Origin of the sequence: Aquirufa antheringensis (assembly GCF_023921165.1) — a bacterium.
Taxonomy (GTDB): Bacteria; Bacteroidota; Bacteroidia; order Cytophagales; family Spirosomataceae; genus Aquirufa; species Aquirufa antheringensis.
The window spans coordinates 1,459,542-1,477,500 of sequence record NZ_CP049835.1; the positions used below are offsets into that span (position 1 = coordinate 1,459,542).

Sequence of the window (17,959 nt, forward strand, 5' to 3'; positions counted from 1 at the left end):
TTTATTTTTGAACCTTACAGCTCAAATTTATTCGTCGACACGAAAAAGTATACATGGAAGAATTGAAACCCAAATCCCTTAATTTCTTAGAAGAAATCGTTCAGGAAGGCATCGCGTCTGGAAAATACCCACAAGGTATTTTGACACGTTTTCCACCTGAGCCGAATGGCTACTTGCACATCGGTCACGCGAAGAGTATTTGCTTGAATTTTGGGTTGGCTCAGCGTTTTGGCGGAGGGACGAATCTGCGTTTTGATGATACAAATCCGGTGACGGAGGAGACAGAGTACGTGGAGTCGATTAAAAAGGATGTTTCGTGGCTTGGATTTACTTGGGCAAATGAATTATATACTTCCGATTATTTTGAGGATTTATATCTGTTTGCAGAGAAGTTAATTTCGCTTTCCTTTGCCTACGTAGACGATTCGACGGCAGCAGAGATTGCAGCCCAAAAAGGAACGCCTACCACACCGGGTACGCACAGCCCTTTCAGAAACCGCAGTGTAGAGGAGAATTTGACCTTATTCCGTGACATGCGCGCGGGAAAATATGCAGACGGCGAGAAGGTGCTAAGAGCAAAAATTGACATGGCGCACCCGAACATGCACATGCGCGATCCTTTGATGTACCGCATCCGCCATGTGAAACACCACCGTTCAGGCGATAAATGGTGCATCTACCCGATGTATGATTTTGCACACGGCCAAAGTGATTCCATCGAAGAAATCACCCACTCCATCTGTACCTTAGAATTCGACGTTCACCGTCCTTTATACGATTGGTTCTTAGATAAATTAGGGATTTTCCCGTCTCATCAATATGAATTTGCTCGTTTGAACTTATCCCACACGGTGATGAGTAAGCGGAAACTGTTGCAATTAGTGAATGAAAAAGTGGTAAATGGCTGGGATGATCCGCGCATGCCTACGATTTCAGGTTTACGTAGACGTGGTTTCACACCTGCATCGATTCGCAACTTCTGCGAGCGTATCGGGGTAGCGAAGCGTGATAATTTGATCGATTTAAGCTTGTTGGAATTCTGTATTCGCGAGGATTTGAATAAGTCCGCGGACCGCGTGATGGCAGTTTTGGATCCCATTAAATTAGTGATCACGAACTATCCAGCCGATAAAACGGAAGATTTACAAATTGAAAATAATCCAGAAGCGGAGCTAATCACGAAGCGTTCGGTTCCTTTCTCTAACGAGTTATATATTGAACGTGATGATTTCATGATCGATCCACCTAAGAAGTTCTTCCGCTTAGGCGTAGGACTACAAGTGCGTTTAAAAGGGGCGTACATCGTAACGTGTACAGATTTCATAACGGATGCGGAAGGCAATGTGACGGAAGTGCACGCGGAATATATCCCAGAAAGCAAGTCAGGGCAAGATACGAGTGGTGTTTCTGTGAAAGGAACGATTCACTGGGTTTCTGTGGCTCACGCAGTAGCAGCCGAGGTGCGTAACTTCGATCGCTTATTGATCGTGGAAGATGCGTCTGAATTAGGCGATGATTTCTTGAAATTTATCAATCCAGAATCGCTTCAAATTGTGCCCAAAGTCTATGTGGAACCAGGTTTGAAAGCGGCGGAAGTAGGTCAAGCGCTACAGTTTATACGTAAAGGTTACTACAGTTTAGATCCGGATTCTACCTCAGATAAGCTCGTATTTAACCGGACGGTTACCTTGAAGGATACTTGGGCCAAAGAAAAGGCTAAATAATTACTTCTTCGCGAAAAGCGAATCCACGAATGTGGTCTTGTTGAATACTTGGAGATCGGAGATTTTTTCTCCCACTCCAATGTATTTGACAGGAATCTTGAATTGATCCGAAATACCGATCACTACCCCACCTTTGGCCGTACCGTCTAGCTTGGTAATCGCTAAAGAGGTGATCTCTGTCACTTTCGTAAACTCTTGGGCTTGGATGAAGGCATTTTGGCCTGTTGATCCATCCAATACTAACATCACCTCGTGGGGTGCTTCTGGGATGAACTTTTGAATCACGCGCTTGATTTTACCAAGCTCGGTCATCAAATTGACTTTCGTATGTAAACGTCCTGCGGTATCGATAATTACGATGTCTGCATTCATCTCCACCGCTTGTTTTACGGCATCATAAGCCACCGCTGCTGGATCCGTGTTCATTCCGTGATCAATCACCGGAATGCCTACGCGTTCTCCCCATAGCTTCAATTGATCTACCGCCGCTGCACGGAAAGTATCCGCCGCGCCTAATACGACCTTCAAGCCATTTTGATGAAATTGAGAGGCTAACTTTCCGATAGTCGTAGTTTTACCTACGCCATTCACGCCCACGACCATGATGACGTAGGGCTTTTGTTTCGGTTCAGCGAAAGCATTCTCTAAAGATGACGATTGGTTTTCCTCTAAAAGGGCCGCCACTTCCTCGCGTAGAACGATGTCTAGCTCTTCTGTGGAAACGTATTTGTCACGTTCGATGCGTTGCTCGATGCGTTGAATAATCTTCAACGTAGTCGCTACGCCCACGTCCGAAGTCAATAAAATTTCCTCTAATTCATCTAAAACCTCCTCGTCTACCTTCGATTTTCCCACGACCGCACGGCCAATTTTAGAGAAAAAACCAGTGGATGTTTTCTCTAAACCTTGCTCTAAGGCTTGAATTTCTTCTTGCTGTTGCGGTTCTGGTTTCTTTTTTAAAAAATCGAATAATCCCATGGGAGTGTTAAAATACGATACGAAGGTAGTGAAAATAAAAAAAGTCCCTTCAAGAAGGGACTTCAATTTTTTTAAGATAGGTAAACGGGTATTGAAAAATTAGTTTTTCAATGCAGCGTTAACTTCATCTTGAAGGATGATTTCTTCTTTGAAGGTATAAGCTCCTGTGGTAGGATTCTTAACCGCCTTAATGATCTTAGCGTACTTAACGCCGCCTTCTTTCTTCAGAGTTGCAACTACTTTCTTAGCCATGGGTCAACCTATTTAATTTCTTTATGTAAAGTAACTTTTTTCAAAACAGGGTTGTATTTTCTTAACTCAATACGTGCTGTTGTGTTTTTACGATTTTTCGTAGTGATGTAACGAGACATGCCTGGTAAACCAGTTTCTTTGTGCTCAGTGCATTCTAAGATTACTTGAATGCGATTTCCTTTCTTTGCCATAATAGATAAATCTTTTATCCGCCTCTGCTCGAAACGGAATGCAAAGGTAGAAGAATTTCTTTTTTTCCCAAAGCCTTTGCTAAAAATAGATAGAAAAATTTATTTTTACCCATTAGATTTCTCATTTTTGCTTAATGAATCCCATCCAGTACCAATTTCTTCCAGAAAATTTCGAGAACTCGGACCCTAATAAATTTCGGGTAGAGGATCTGAAATCGGAGGAAATGATTATTTCGTTGGGACCTCAACACCCTTCGACCCACGGCGTCCTTCGTTTAGAAGTGATTTCGGATGGGGAGTGGATCAAGGAAGTCGTTCCACACCTGGGTTATTTACACCGTTGTTTTGAGAAGCATGCTGAGGCTTTGCCTTTTAACCAAATCATCCCCTACGTGGATCGTTTGGACTATATGGCGGCGATGAACTCGGAGCATGCCTATGTGATGGCGGTGGAGAAGATGCTGGATTTGACCGGTAAATTGCCCAAACGTATCGAGTACATACGCGTCCTCGTGGCTGAATTAAACCGAATTGCCTCGCACTTTGTGGCGATCGGGACCTATGGTTTGGATATCGGTGCATATACCCCTTTTTTATGGTTAATGCGGGATCGCGAAGAAATTCAACGGATGTTAGAGTGGCTTTCAGGTGCACGGATGTTGTACAATTATGTATGGGTGGGGGGATTGTTCTACGATTTGCCTTTGGGCTTTGAAGAGAAGGTGCAGGAATTAGTGCCGGTTATCAAGAACACCATTAAAGAAGTAAAACAATTAGTAGAAGATAATAGTATATTCATCAAGAGAACCGCGAATGTGGGTGTTTTGCCCCTGAATGCGGCAATTAATTATGGATGTACGGGTCCTGTGTTGCGGGGTTCTGGCTTGCCTTTTGACCTACGCCGCATCGATGCTTATTCGGTGTATCCGGAATTAGAATTTGACATTCCGGTAGGAGAGGGTGCGATGGGTGCGGTAGGCGATTGCTGGGATCGAAATCACGTCAGAATTCGCGAATGCGAGGAATCGCTACGGATTATTGAACAATGTATCGTGGCCTTGCTAGGTGATGAGAAAAGGACGAGGGAGTTTGATCCTCAGGCTTTGGTCCCTAAAAAAATCCGTCCTAAAGCGATGGATGCCTATGTGAGAGCCGAAAATCCGAAAGGAGAACTCGGTTTCTATATTCGCACGGATGGTCGCTCGGATATTCCACAACGCTTGAAAGTGCGCGCTTGCTCTTTCCACCACCTTTCCGTGTTGCCTTATTTGGCCAAAGGAACATATTTAGCAGATTTAGTAGCCATTATCGGATCCTTGGATTTAGTGATGGGCGAAGTAGATAGATAAGATGAATAAAGCATTTTTAGCAGCCCTCGAAGAGGAAATCAGTCGTTTAGATATAGGCCAAAACCCTAGCGAACTTTACGACCCCATCCATTACCTCCTGAGTTTAGGGGGCAAGCGGATTCGTCCTGTCCTTTGTTTATTAACCTATTCCTTGTTCAAATCCGACTGGGAAAAACAAGTTCCTGCGGCTTTGTCGGTCGAAATTTTCCACAATTTCACGCTGATGCACGACGATATTATGGACAAAGCGCCCTTACGTCGTGGCAAGCAAACGGTCCACGAAAAATGGAATGACAACATTGCTATTTTATCTGGCGACGTGATGCTGGTAAATGCTTACCAATACTTGAATAAGGTCAAAGGATTAAGCCTGGAGGCTTTTCAACATTTGTTGGGGCGTCTTTCCCGAATCGCCGCAGAAGTGTGTGAGGGACAGCAATTCGATATGAATTTCGAAAGCCGTGGCGATGTGTCGGTGGAAGAATACATAGAAATGATTCGCTTGAAAACGTCGGTTTTGATCGGATTCTCGATGGAAATGGGTGGTTTACTCGCTTCGGCACCTGCTGAGGTTTCTGATTCCTTATACCGCATCGGCGAAACGATCGGTCTCGGATTTCAATTAAAAGATGATTTATTGGACGTGTATGGGGATCCGGAGAAATTTGGGAAGCAGCCGGGCGGAGATATTTTGGCCAATAAAAAAACCTATTTACTGATAAAAGCGTTCGAAAAAGCGTCGGGTTCTACACTCGCTTCGCTGGAAAAATGGGTGGCTGCCACCCACTACGATGCTGCAGAAAAAGTACAAGCGGTAACCGCGATCTATGATTCCCTGGGTCTAAAAGCAGAAACGGAAGCGGTCATCGCCTCTTATTTCGATGCGGCCTTTATGGAAATTCAATCTCTGGCCATTTCCGAAGAGCAAAAATCAGCCTTGGTAAAGTTTATGAGCGGGTTGGTTGATCGGGAAGTTTAACGTAGTTTTGTTCTTATATGGTCTCGATTGTACTTATCGCTGTGACGATTATTATTTCCCTGGTGGCTTGGCAAAAGCCAGACTTGATGGGGAAAATGCTCATGAACCCGTACCGGATTCAACACAGAAACGAATATTGGCGTTTTGTTAGCTCGGGATTTATCCACGCGGACTTCACGCACCTGTTTTTCAATTTGTTTTCCTTCTTCTTTTTTGGGGTTCAATTAGAACAGATTTTCAATCAATTATTTCCTTCGATCGCGTCGGAATTATACATTCTCTTTTATGTGTTAGCGATTGTGGTGGCAGATTTGCCTACTTTTTTCAAACAGAAAAATAATCCCAATTACAACTCTTTAGGAGCATCAGGAGCTGTTTCTGCCGTGATTTTTGCAGGAATTTTATTCTTCCCTACGGAAAAAATTTACCTGTTTGGCTTCTTCGGAATTCCTGGATTTATCTATGCCGGATTGTTTACCTGGTATTCCGTGGAAATGGATAAACGCAGTCGTGATTTCGTAAATCATAGTGCGCATTTGTACGGAGCCTTGTTTGGAATCGTGGCCATGACCTTGTTGTATCCCCAAGTGTGGATCAGTTTTGTGGAACAAATAACGGCCATGCTGCGATGAAAAGAATAGCGATTTTAGGTAGCACGGGTTCCATTGGGACACAGGCCTTGGAGGTGATTGCGGAGCATCCGTCCGAGTTTTCTGTTGAGGTCTTAACCGCCCAAAATCAAGCCGATCTGCTCATTACCCAAGCCTTAGCCTGGAAACCGGCTCACGTAGTGATCGGGAATGAGGCGAAATATGCGGAGGTGAAAACGGCTTTAGCAGGAACTGAAATTCAAGTGCATTCAGGGGCCAAAGCCCTAGAGGAAGTGGTTACCCTCGATTCTGTCGACATCGTGTTAACAGCTTTAGTGGGTTACGCTGGTTTATTGCCTACGGTGAAAGCGATAAAGGCAGGTAAGCCAATCGCCTTAGCGAATAAAGAAACGTTAGTGGTGGCTGGAGCCCTGATTATGCCCTTAGCGCGGGAGATGGGTGTACCCATTTTACCAGTAGATTCAGAACATTCGGCGATTTTTCAATGCTTGGTGGGCGAGTCTCACAACCCGATCGAGAAGGTGATTTTAACGGCTTCGGGTGGACCTTTCAGAGGTTTTAGCCGTGAGCAATTAGCCCAAGTAACGCGGGCACAAGCCTTGAAACACCCGAATTGGTCGATGGGCGCAAAGATTACGATCGACTCGGCTAGTTTGATGAACAAAGGTTTAGAGGTGATCGAGGCGGCTTGGTTATTTGATGTGAAACCCTCAGAAATTGAAGTGGTCGTGCATCCTCAGTCGATCGTTCACTCTTTAGTGCAGTTCGAGGATGGATCGATCAAGGCGCAACTCGGTTTGCCAGATATGAAATTGCCGATTCAGTTTGCCCTAGGGTACCCGAATCGGAAGAAGGCGAGTTTCCCTCGTTTTGATTTTAGACAGTATCCGTCCTTGACTTTTGAGCAGGCAGATACACAGACTTTCCGTAATTTAGGGCTTGCTTTTCAGGCTTTGGAAAAAGGAGGAAATCAGGCGTGTTTATTGAATGCGGCGAACGAAGTGGCGGTAGCAGCCTTTTTGGAAGATCAAATTGGATTTTTAGCGATGTCTGATTTGAACGAATATTGTATGAATCAGGGAACTTTTATCGCGAATCCATCATTAGAGGATTATATCGAAAGCGATAAATTAAGTAGAATTATGGCCCAAGAATGGGTTGATAAAAATAGAAAATAGCGAATTATGGAAGGTTTAGTGATGGCAGGGCAATTGATTTTAGGATTGTCGATTTTAGTAACATTGCACGAGTTTGGGCACTTTATTACCGCCAAATGGTTTAAGATGCGCGTCGAAAAGTTCTACCTTTTCTTCGACTTTATGTTCCCAATTCCGACAGTTTTAAACTTCGCTTTGTTCAAAAAGAAAGTAGGAGACACCGAATACGGTTTAGGCTGGTTCCCCTTAGGAGGCTACGTTTCCATCGCTGGAATGATTGATGAAACACAAGATGCGGCGACCTTAGCGAAAGAGCCTGAGCCTTGGGAATTCCGCGCAAAACCCGCTTGGCAGCGTCTGATCGTGATGTTGGGTGGCGTAATCGTCAACATTATTACCGGCGTAGTGATTTTCGTTTGCTTGACTTATTCGAATGGAAACAACTTCATTTCGAAAGAAGAATTAAATAAGAACGGTATTGTAGCCTTGGATTTAGGTAAGCAAATCGGCCTGAGGACGGGTGATAAAATCATTCGTGTGAACGGCGCTGATTATAAGCAATTATCTGATTTGCGTGCTTCAGATGTATTATTGGGCGAGAATTCGAGTTATACGGTGCAACGTGGCGACCAGACTTTGGAGATTAAAATTCCTTCGAATTTCATCGAAAAATTAAGTGATAAGAAAGCGGGATTCATAGAGCCAATTGCTCCATTTAAAGTAGCAGAAGTGGCCGCTCCGGAAGAGCCAGGTTTCTTTGATAAGTTCTCGGCTTCTAAGCCAGTGGAATTATTGCCAGCCTATGCGGCGGGATTGAAAAAGGGCGATGTGATCACCTCGGTGAATGCAAATCCAGTTCATTTCTACCACGAGGTAAAAGAATTAATCACCAAGGAAGCGGGTAAGCCTATTCGCCTAGGTATTTTACGCGGAGGCGTGGCGGATACCTTGTCTATGGAGGTGACGGCTTCCGGCCAAATCGGATTTATTCCGGAGATGTTGATCCAAGTTTCGCACGAAGATTATTCGTTTGCGGAGGCAGCCAGCATCGGAACGGGTCGCGCCTTCTCGGTGATTTCGGATAATATCAAAGGATTCAAGAAGATTGCTTCGGGTGATGTTTCGGCATCGAAAGCCTTGAGCGGACCTATTGGTATCGCCCAAATGTTCGGAGGAGTATGGGATTGGAATCGTTTCTGGATGCTGACGGGTTTGTTATCGATGGCTTTGGCCTTTATGAATATCTTGCCTATTCCAGCTTTGGATGGGGGACACGCGATTTTCTTACTTTATGAGATGATTACGGGAAAGCCGGCATCGGAGAAGGTGTTGGAAAAAGCGCAGCAGGTAGGTATGCTGATCTTGCTAGCCTTGATGGCCTACACATTTGGGAATGATATTTTCAAAGCCTTTTTCTAGTTGAAAGGGCTGGTTCTGTTTTTGGGTCTATTTTTCCCTGATCTGCATCCGTTTCATAGTTCGGTGACGGAGATGACTTATAATCAGAAGGACCAAAGCTGGGAAATCAGCATTCGCCTGTTTCAGGATGACTTGGAACAAACGTTAAGTTCGACTACAGGAAAGAAATTTCGGATGATTCCGGGAGATGAGGCATCTGAAAAAGGTTTAGAGGCCTATGTTCGTAAGCATTTCGGCTTTCGCGCTGGCAAGCAATTTTCTACCCCGTATCGCTGGTTAGGAACGGAGCAGCAGCAAGATGCGATTTGGGTCTATCTAGAAATTCCCACTTCCGCAGACCTAGCCGGATCTTACTTGGAGAATTCGTTATTTTTAGACGAATTTGAAGACCAAACGAACCTCGTTTCCTGGTCTTTTCAAGGCACGAAGAAATCCTACCTTTTTCGAAAAAGCCAAGAGGTACAACAATTATCAAGATAATCATACTGCCAACTTGTCTTTTGGCATAAAAATTGATTAATATCGTCCGCTCACTGAGGAGCAGAATTTAAAAATGTGGTATGAATAATCCAAATGACCTTTTTAAGCATTTACAGCTTTCAGAGATGTCTGATTTTGAAAATATAGAATTGATCCCGATCGGGTCAGAAGGGATGGACAATGATGACAAAATGGGCGTTTTGTCAGACCAATTGCCTATCCTTCCCATTCGCAATATTGTCTTGTTTCCGGGTATGGTGATTCCTATTACGGTATCCCGCCAAAAATCCGTTCGCCTCGTGAAGAAAGCCTACAAGGGGGATCGCACGATTGGCGTTTTAGTACAAGCGAATAATTCTAAAGACGAGCCTACCCCAGACGATTTGTACAAAATCGGAACGGTTGCGCACATCGTGAAGATGTTCGTTCTTCCAGGAGGAAACACAACGATCATCGTCCAAGGCCGCAAGCGTTTTGAAGTAAGCGAATACATCAAAACCGAACCTAATCTGTTAGCGCGTGTTTCCTATATCGAGGATACGTTCCCTAAAAAATTAAATAAGGAAAATAAGGCACTCGTTTCTACACTGAAAGAGTGCGCCTTGAAAATATTAAACCTGAATCCAGAGATTCCTCGTGAGGCCCAAATCGCCTTGGATAACATCGAATCTTCTGCTTTTTTAGTCCATTTCCTTTCTTCGAATATCAATGCGGAATTGAAAGAAAAGCAGGCTTTGTTAGAGACCTTGGATGGAATTGAACAGGCCACGCATTTGTTGGAACACATGTTGAAAGACATCCAGCATCTGGAGTTGAAACGCGAGATTCAGAGCAAAGCTTCGAGTGACATCGATCAGCAACAACGCGACTACTACATTCGCCAGCAGATTAAAGTATTGCAGGAAGAATTAGGCGTGGAAAGTCCGGAGCAAGAATTGGACGGCCTGCGTGCGAAAGGAGCGAAGAAGAAGTGGTCGAAAGAAGTGAATGATTTCTTCCAAAAAGAACTTTCGAAATTACAACGTACGAATTCGATGTCTGGAGAATATCCGATGTTGATGAATTATGTGGAATTGATTGCGGATTTGCCGTGGGGTGAATACACAAAAGATAATTTCGATCTGGTGAAGGCGAAAAAGGTGTTGGATGCGGATCATTTTGGCTTAGAAAAAGTGAAGGAACGTATCATCGAATACCTAGCGGTATTGAAGATGAAAGGAGACATGAAAGCGCCTATTTTATGCCTTTATGGCCCTCCGGGTGTGGGTAAGACGTCTTTGGGTCGTTCGATTGCCAAAGCTTTGGGACGTAAATACGTTCGTATGGCCTTAGGAGGTCTGCGTGATGAGGCCGAAATCAGAGGTCATAGAAAAACCTATGTGGGCGCGATGCCGGGCAAGGTGATTCAAAGCATTAAAAAAGCCGGTTCTTCGAACCCGGTATTCATTTTAGATGAAATAGATAAAGTAGGTTCCGACCACCGTGGCGATCCGTCGTCTGCTTTGTTAGAGGTATTAGACCCGGAACAAAACAGCAGCTTTATGGATAATTACCTCGAGTGTGATTACGATCTATCTCGGGTGATGTTCATCGCTACCGCAAATAATTTAGATACGATTCATCCTGCTTTGCGCGACCGGATGGAGATCATCGAGGTAAGTGGCTATACGATGGAGGAGAAAGTCCAAATCGCGAAAAAACACTTATTGCCCAAGCAGAAGAAAGAGCACGGATTAGAGAAAGCGGAATTTGCAATGAATGATGGAGCCATCCAAAAGGTCATCGAAGGATATACCCGCGAATCAGGTGTTCGTAAATTAGAACAAGAAATCGGTCGCGTGGTGCGCAAGATCACAAAATCCATTGCGATGGATCAAGACTATCCACACAAAATCACGGCGACAGATGTCGTGAAATTATTGGGTCAAGAGCACTTTGATAAGGATACCTACGAGAACAACGAATATGCTGGAGTCGTAACAGGTCTAGCGTGGACACCAGTTGGAGGAGATATCTTATTTATCGAAACCTTATTGAATCGCGGAAAAGGTGTCTTGACACTTTCGGGCCAATTAGGCGATGTGATGAAGGAGTCAGCGATGGCGGCATTAAGTTTCTTAAAGGCACATTCAGATGAATACGGTATTGATTACCGCATTTTCGACCAATACAATTTGCACATCCACGTTCCAGCTGGAGCGGTACCTAAAGATGGTCCATCCGCAGGTATTACGATGTTAACGGCGATTGCTTCGGCTTTAACCCAGCGCAAGGTGAAATCGAAACTAGCGATGACCGGCGAGATCACACTACGTGGCAAAGTTTTGCCAGTGGGTGGAATTAAGGAGAAAATTTTGGCTGCGAAAAGAGCGGGGATAAGAGAGATCATCATGTGCTCGAAGAACCGCAAAGATGTGGAGGAAATCGAGGCGCATTATATTTCGGATTTGAGCTTCCACTATGTAGATGACGCGAAAGAAGTATTAGCTTTAGCGCTATTAAAAGAGCAGGTGAAGAATCCGGTAAAGTTTGTCTTTCAGGCAGAACCGATAGCGAGCTCCTCTGCAGCATTATAGTGAATTTCGCCTAATTCAAGGCTGAATTGGATGATGCGAAGCGCCTCAGTAGAAGCCAATGGGCGGAGGCATTCCACTAGATCTTGAACGGATAAGGGTCCGTTTTTCAAATACGTCAGAATTAATTTACGTTCTGCTTCGAGGCCTTCGGGGATATTTTTCCCGGAGGCCTCTTTTTTTCGTTGCAAACAATGGTCGCATACCCCGCATGACGTCTTTAAAGACTCCCCAAAATACGAGGTAATCAATAGCGTTCTACATGCCTCCGGATGTTTCACATAGTGAATCATCGCATCAATCTTTTTCTTCGACCGCTCCTTCTTCTTCAAGTATTCAGCCCAGATGATGGGTAGGTTTTCGATGTTCGCCCGAGGCGTCAAAAAGACCAATTTAGGTAGGCCATTTTGTTTGTCGTATTCGATTAATTCGAACTTCTCCAATAAAGCTAAATTACGTTCCACCTCTGCGGGAGGAATCTTTATCTGGTGAGCGAAGTCCGCCTCAGAGATGCTGACGAATTGAGTATATAAATTACCTCCATAGATACGAAGCAGCCCTTTTAGGAAGGATTCGAATTTCTCGTTTCGAATTTGAAAGTCGTATAGTTCGGTGGAGCTGACGATGAAGCGGATTTTGGAGGGATTTTGAAAGGCCTCGTTTAGCAAAATTAATCCTTCTGCTTCCAATGTCTTTAAGGCAAAATAAGTCTGGGAGCTAGGCAAGTTGAATCGCTTGCACAAGTCCATCCAATCAAAATCGTAACTCTGTAATTCGCCACTTCCCTCGGCAACCTGTAGATAATTGGAAACGGCTTGGTAGGTGCGTTTGATAGTTTCCGCCGTCGGAAATGACTTTTCCCACTGAGCTATTAAATCCAACACATCTTTTTCCTCGTATAATATGGCGGCGTAAGCTTTTTTCTCGTCTCGACCCGCTCGGCCTGCTTCTTGGTAATAGGCCTCGATGGTATCGGGTAAATCCAGGTGAACCACGAGTCTAACATCAGGTTTATCAATACCCATCCCGAAAGCATTGGTCGCCACGATGCACTCGATTTTACCTTCAATCCAGTCTTTTTGGCGCGCACTTCTGACTTCTGATGGCAAACCGGCATGGTAAAAAGTGCTGGAAATGCCGGCTTTAGAAAGCATATCGGAGATTTCCTGCGTCCGTCTGCGGTTGCGTACATACACGATCGAAGAACCCGGAACGCGTTGCAGCATCGAGCATAGCTTCTTTTCTTTGTCCGCCTCATAGAGGACGGAGTAGGAGAGGTTAGCGCGGCTGAAACTTTTTTGGAATACGGATGCGTTCTTGAATTGCAGCTTTTCTTGAATTTCCTGTTTTACTTCCTCGTTCGCGGAGGCCGTCAAAGCGATGCAGGGAACACTCGGAATCAAGGCGCGAAAGTCTGCAATTTCGAGATAAGGCGGTCTGAAATCGTGACCCCATTGCGAAATACAGTGTGCCTCATCGATAACCAATAAGCTGATGTTCATCTGCTTCGCTCGCTGGATGAACAAATCTGTTTTTAAGCGTTCGGGCGAAACGTAGAGGAACTTTGTGTTGCCGTAAATACAGTTGTCTAATAAGATGTCGATTTGGCGTTTGCGGAGGCCGGAAAAAAGGGCGGTCGCTGGAATACCTCGGCGGTTTAATTGTGCCACCTGGTCTTGCATCAAGGCTATTAGGGGCGTAATGACGATGCAAATCCCCGGCAAAGCGAGGGCCGGTACCTGAAAACAAATGGACTTTCCTCCACCAGTGGGCAATAAGGCCAGGGTATCCTTGCCATCCAGCACCGAGTGAATAATTTCCTCCTGCAGGGGCCTAAAGGCAGAATGCCCCCAGTATTTTTGCAATATGTCCTGAATTTCCGCCATCGTCTAAACAAATCTACCAAAAAAGAATGAACTCCTCGAACGGATTTTTGGGAATTCCTGAGAAGAAATGCTTATTTTTAGAAGCAAAAGAAAGCGCATATGTTATCAGACAAGGATTTAGCCCAATTATCGAAACGCGGAATCACTCCTGCGGAAATGAATCAACAAGTTGATTTTTTTAAATCCGGATTCCCCTGGATGAATTTGGAGAAATCGGCTTCGATCGGAAATGGAATTTTTCAATTTTCTACCGAACAACTGCAAGAATTCATCGCTCGCTTTGATCAGCAAAAATCAGCGCTTTCTATTTTGAAGATGGTACCAGCCTCCGGAGCGGCTACTCGAATGTTTAAATCACTATTCGAATTCTTGTCAACCGGCGAGGAAAACAAAGAATGCACGAAGTTTTTTGATGAGCTGGATCACTTTGCTTTTTACCCAGAACTTCAGGAGCTCATAGAAGAAAAAGACGATTCAGCAGAGATTTTGAAAAAATTACTCGGATCTGCAGGAATGAATTATGGCCAAAAACCCAAAGGCTTGCTTTCTTTCCATTCCTATCCAGATGGAGCTAGAACCCCTTTAGAGGAACACATGGTGGAGGCAGCGGCTTATGCATCTAACGGTCAAAAAGCCCGCCTGCATTTCACCGTCTCTCCAGAACACCGCAGCGGTTTCGAGGATTTAGTGAAGAATCTCGTTCCCAAGTGGGAGGCGAAAACCGGTATCCAATTCGAGATCACTTTCTCGGAACAAAAGCCTGCCACAGATACCATTGCCGTGAACCCGGACAATACCTTGTTCCGTGAGGCCGATGGATCCTTGCTTTTTAGACCAGCAGGCCATGGAGCGCTATTGGAGAATTTGAATGACCTGAAAGCTGATGTGATCTTCATTAAAAATATTGATAATGTGGTGCCTGATGCCTTAAAGCAGCCGACCATAGAATATAAAAAGGCGCTTGGCGGGTTGCTGTTGTGGATTTTGGAAGGAATAGAACACCTCAACCAACAGCTGCAAGAGAATCCATCAGAGTCTACGATCAATGAGGCATTAGAAGAGATGGCTACTTATTTAGGTTTTGTGCCGGCGGCAGATTTCGCAGCTTTACCGCAAACGGAAAAAGTGGTAAAAATCCGCGAAGTTTTAGCCCGTCCTACACGCGTTTGTGGGGTGGTGAAAAATACAGGAGAACCAGGTGGAGGCCCATTCTGGTGCCAAGATGCGAAAGGAAATTTCACCCTACAGCTCGTAGAGTCAGCTCAGATTGATATGAAGAATGAAGATCAAAAGGCCAAATTCCACCAAGCCTCCCACTTCAATCCAGTGGATTTAGTGTGCGCTACGCGTGGTTTGAACTTATTGAACTTTCGGGAGATGAATACGGGTTTTATTACAGATAAGACCAAAGACGGGAAGGAATTAAAAGCGATGGAATTGCCGGGACTTTGGAACGGAGCGATGTCAGATTGGAACACGCTTTTTGTGGAAGTTCCTTTGGAAACATTCAATCCGGTGAAAACGGTGACCGATTTAGTGAGGCCTGCCCACCAAAATGGCTAGGACTTTTTTTGTTTGTAAAAAACTCCCTAATTTTGTGGCCCCTGAGAAAGAGATTTTAAAGGAAGTATATAAATGCTTGATTACAAAAACCTTGCCCGGTTTCTAGGCAAGGTTTTTTATTTGGCCTTACAATAGGTAAAATGGAGGGTATAAAGCCTTTAAATAGGTAGTAAACAAAAACGATATGGCTTTAGAACAAACGTGGCGCTGGTTTGGCCCCAATGATCCGGTAAAATTATCCGATGTGCGTCAAGCAGGCGCAACAGGTATTGTGAGTGCTCTACACCAAATTCCAAATGGAAAAGTGTGGGAGTTGCCCGATATTTTAGAGCGTAAAGCCATCATCGAAGCGGCAGGTTTAAGTTGGTCTGTGATCGAAAGTATACCGGTGCACGAAGATATCAAAACGCGTTCTGGTAACTACAAGCAGTATATCGAAAACTACAAAACGTCTTTGCGTAATGTAGGCGAGGCGGGTTTAGATCTGGTTTGTTATAATTTTATGCCCATATTAGACTGGACAAGAACGGATTTAGATTTTCGTTTTCCAGATGGAAGTACGGGGTTGCGCTTCGATGCGGCCGAATTCTGTGCCTTTGAATTGTTCTTATTAAAACGTCCGGGAGCAGAGCAGCATTACACAGCCGAGCAAATCGCAAGAGCTCAAAAATGGTTTGATGCATCTTCTCAAGCACAACAAGAGAAATTAATTCGCAATATCATCGCCGGCTTACCTGGTTCTGAGGAAAGCTTCACGTTGAAATCCTTCCAAGAAGCCTTGGATACTTACTCCGAAGTAGGGGAGAAGGAATTGCGTGAGAACTTATACGATTTCATACGAGAGATTACGCCAGCAGCCGAGGAGGCAGGGGTTAATTTATCGATTCACCCGGATGATCCTCCGTATCCGATTTTGGGCTTACCTCGCGTGGTGAGTACGGAAAGCGATGCCGTTCAACTATTGAATGCTTACGAAAGCAACGTGAATGGATTGTGTTTCTGTACCGGAAGTTACGGCGTTAGAGAAGACAACGATTTAGTGGGGATGGTAGAGCGCCTGGGTCATCGCATTAATTTCATTCACCTACGGGCTACGCGCCGCGATCAATACGGAAATTTCCACGAAGCAGATCATTTAGATGGGGATGTGGATATGTTCGGGGTAATGAAGGGATTAGTGAATGAGCAGGACAAGCGCATTGCATCTGGTCGCCGAGATTTCCGCTTGCCATTCCGCCCAGATCACGGGCATCGAATGCTGGATGATTTACAAGAAGGAAAGAAGACGAATCCAGGCTACACGGCCATCGGTCGTTTACGCGGTTTAGCGGAGTTACGTGGTTTGGAAATGGGAATCCGCGGATTTTTGAAATAATTTTCATTTTCCCCTTTTGATTTCTATATCTTATTGCTAACTTTGCACCCCCATTAGTGTGGGATAACTCTATCTTATTGAGTTTAACGCGCTTGCAGGGATTAAAAGAATTTTAAATTTAAACGGTAATTATTCCAAAATGCCAACTATTCAGCAATTAGTGCGCAAGGGACGTGAGCAAATGACTTGGAAATCTAAGTCACCAGCTTTGGATTCTTGTCCACAAAGAAGAGGGGTTTGTACTCGTGTATACACGACTACTCCTAAAAAACCAAACTCAGCGATGCGTAAAGTAGCTCGTGTTCGCTTAACAAACCAAAAAGAGGTGAATGCCTACATTCCAGGTGAAGGTCACAACTTACAAGAGCACTCGATCGTATTGATCCGTGGTGGTCGTGTAAAAGACTTACCAGGTGTACGTTATCACATCATTCGTGGAGCTTTAGATACAGCCGGTGTTTCTGGTCGTTTACAGTCTCGTTCGAAGTATGGTGCTAAACGTCCTAAACCAGGTCAAGCAGCTCCAACAGGTAAGAAGAAATAATTTATTAACAGAAAGATCCAGTATGCTTCGTTAAAGCAGAAGGTTGGGTCGATTTTAAAAAACTAACAACATGAGAAAGGCGAAACCAAAAAAGCGCTACGTATTGCCAGATCCTAAGTTTAAGGATGTATTAGTAACTAAGTTTGTAAACAACTTAATGTACGATGGAAAGAAATCTACAGCATTTACCATCTTTTATGATGCGTTAGATAAAGTAGAGGAGCGTACTAAAGAAAACGGTTTAGAAACTTGGAAAAAAGCATTGAATAATGTGATGCCATCCGTGGAGGTTAAGAGCCGTCGCGTAGGTGGAGCAAACTTCCAAGTACCAACAGAAGTGCGAGCTGAACGTAAAGTTTCATTGGGAATGAAGTGGTTAATTGGTTACGCGCGTAAGCGTGGTGATAAAACAATGATGGATCGCTTAGCGAACGAAATCATTGCAGCATCGAAAGGGGAGGGAGCAGCAGTGAAGAAGAAAGATGATACACACAGAATGGCAGAAGCGAACAAAGCGTTCTCTCACTTCCGTTTCTAATTCATTTGAATTACATGAAGAGGCTAATCGAAAGGTTAGCCTTTTTTTTGCCCGAAAACTTGCTCTGGAACTAGTACTTAATCGAGCGGACTAATGGAGTATTCCTGAATTTTGTTTAGCTTTGATTCACAATCAACAACACTATGATTTCGAAGAAGGCAAAATATGCTTTAAAGGCTTTAAAAGTATTGGCTCAATCTTATGAGAAAGGCCCCTTGTTGATTTCGCATATCGCGGAATCGGAGAAGATACCGAAGAAATTCCTCGAAGCGATTTTATTGGAGTTACGTAATCACGGAATTTTACAGTCCCAAAAAGGGAAAGGCGGCGGTTACTACCT

General features: G+C 44.3%; 17 protein-coding genes (1 of these 17 running past the window's edge). 13 read left to right on the forward strand and 4 right to left on the reverse strand.

The window, feature by feature from the left end; genetic code table 11:
- Nucleotides 1-53 precede the first annotated feature (53 nt).
- Nucleotides 54-1,724: a glutamine--tRNA ligase/YqeY domain fusion protein gene (locus G9X63_RS06675; RefSeq protein ID WP_252622019.1), complete on the forward strand. Its 1,671-nt coding sequence runs from the start codon at nt 54-56 to the stop codon at nt 1,722-1,724.
- Here the strand turns inward: G9X63_RS06675 and ftsY are convergent, their stop codons facing one another.
- From ftsY to rpmG, 3 genes are all read right to left on the reverse strand, one after another.
- Nucleotides 1,725-2,702, reverse strand: coding sequence for a signal recognition particle-docking protein FtsY (gene ftsY / locus G9X63_RS06680; protein WP_252622023.1), 978 nt, complete (start codon nt 2,700-2,702; stop codon nt 1,725-1,727).
- Between the two features lie 99 nt (nt 2,703-2,801).
- Nucleotides 2,802-2,954 carry a DUF4295 domain-containing protein gene (locus G9X63_RS06685; RefSeq protein ID WP_109324168.1) on the reverse strand — a complete coding sequence of 51 codons (153 nt, stop codon included), beginning with the start codon at nt 2,952-2,954 and terminating at the stop codon, nt 2,802-2,804.
- Nucleotides 2,955-2,962: 8 nt separating this feature from the next.
- The gene (gene rpmG, locus G9X63_RS06690; RefSeq protein ID WP_130895329.1) at nt 2,963-3,145 is read right to left on the reverse strand and encodes a 50S ribosomal protein L33; all 183 of its coding nucleotides are present in this window, start codon (nt 3,143-3,145) and stop codon (nt 2,963-2,965) included.
- 134 nt (nt 3,146-3,279) lie between these two features.
- Here rpmG and G9X63_RS06695 point away from each other — a divergent pair, with 134 nt between their 5' ends.
- From G9X63_RS06695 to lon, 7 genes are all read left to right on the forward strand, one after another.
- Nucleotides 3,280-4,494, forward strand: a complete 1,215-nt coding sequence (locus G9X63_RS06695) for an NADH-quinone oxidoreductase subunit D (protein ID WP_130922670.1) — start codon at nt 3,280-3,282, stop codon at nt 4,492-4,494.
- Between the two features lies 1 nt (nt 4,495).
- Complete coding sequence (locus G9X63_RS06700; RefSeq protein ID WP_252622025.1) at nt 4,496-5,473, forward strand: polyprenyl synthetase family protein; 978 nt, start codon at nt 4,496-4,498, stop codon at nt 5,471-5,473.
- Between the two features lie 17 nt (nt 5,474-5,490).
- Entirely contained in the window at nt 5,491-6,105 is a 615-nt protein-coding gene (locus tag G9X63_RS06705; protein ID WP_130895326.1) for a rhomboid family intramembrane serine protease, read from the forward strand.
- Nucleotides 6,102-7,262, forward strand: coding sequence for a 1-deoxy-D-xylulose-5-phosphate reductoisomerase (locus G9X63_RS06710; RefSeq protein ID WP_252622028.1), 1,161 nt, complete (start codon nt 6,102-6,104; stop codon nt 7,260-7,262). The genes G9X63_RS06705 and G9X63_RS06710 overlap by 4 nt, the downstream gene beginning before the upstream one ends.
- Before the next feature lie 6 nt (nt 7,263-7,268).
- On the forward strand, nt 7,269-8,660 hold the full coding sequence (gene rseP, locus G9X63_RS06715) for an RIP metalloprotease RseP (RefSeq protein WP_252622031.1): 1,392 nt from the start codon (nt 7,269-7,271) through the stop codon (nt 8,658-8,660).
- Nucleotides 8,661-9,140: a DUF6702 family protein gene (locus G9X63_RS06720; RefSeq protein ID WP_252622034.1), complete on the forward strand. Its 480-nt coding sequence runs from the start codon at nt 8,661-8,663 to the stop codon at nt 9,138-9,140.
- 80 nt (nt 9,141-9,220) lie between these two features.
- Complete coding sequence (gene lon / locus G9X63_RS06725) at nt 9,221-11,716, forward strand: endopeptidase La (protein ID WP_130895322.1); 2,496 nt, start codon at nt 9,221-9,223, stop codon at nt 11,714-11,716.
- Here lon and G9X63_RS06730 read toward each other — a convergent pair.
- A complete protein-coding gene (locus G9X63_RS06730) occupies nt 11,677-13,599 on the reverse strand; it encodes a RecQ family ATP-dependent DNA helicase (RefSeq protein WP_252622036.1) in 1,923 nt (640 codons plus the stop codon). The two genes, lon and G9X63_RS06730, sit on opposite strands and share 40 nt — an antisense overlap.
- Before the next feature lie 99 nt (nt 13,600-13,698).
- Here G9X63_RS06730 and G9X63_RS06735 point away from each other — a divergent pair, with 99 nt between their 5' ends.
- From G9X63_RS06735 to G9X63_RS06755, 5 genes are all read left to right on the forward strand, one after another.
- Nucleotides 13,699-15,162, forward strand: a complete 1,464-nt coding sequence (locus G9X63_RS06735; RefSeq protein ID WP_252622039.1) for a DUF4301 family protein — start codon at nt 13,699-13,701, stop codon at nt 15,160-15,162.
- Nucleotides 15,163-15,346: 184 nt separating this feature from the next.
- Entirely contained in the window at nt 15,347-16,537 is a 1,191-nt protein-coding gene (gene uxuA, locus G9X63_RS06740) for a mannonate dehydratase (RefSeq protein WP_252622041.1), read from the forward strand.
- A 139-nt stretch (nt 16,538-16,676) separates the two neighbouring features.
- Nucleotides 16,677-17,081, forward strand: a complete 405-nt coding sequence (rpsL, locus tag G9X63_RS06745) for a 30S ribosomal protein S12 (RefSeq protein WP_127805424.1) — start codon at nt 16,677-16,679, stop codon at nt 17,079-17,081.
- Nucleotides 17,082-17,151: 70 nt separating this feature from the next.
- The gene (rpsG, locus tag G9X63_RS06750) at nt 17,152-17,619 is read left to right on the forward strand and encodes a 30S ribosomal protein S7 (RefSeq protein WP_130895318.1); all 468 of its coding nucleotides are present in this window, start codon (nt 17,152-17,154) and stop codon (nt 17,617-17,619) included.
- A 143-nt stretch (nt 17,620-17,762) separates the two neighbouring features.
- On the forward strand, nt 17,763-17,959 hold the beginning of the coding sequence (locus G9X63_RS06755; protein ID WP_130895317.1) for an RrF2 family transcriptional regulator. 211 nt of this gene lie beyond the right edge of the window; the window shows 197 of its 408 coding nt (coding positions 1-197); it begins with the start codon at nt 17,763-17,765; its stop codon lies off the right edge, out of view.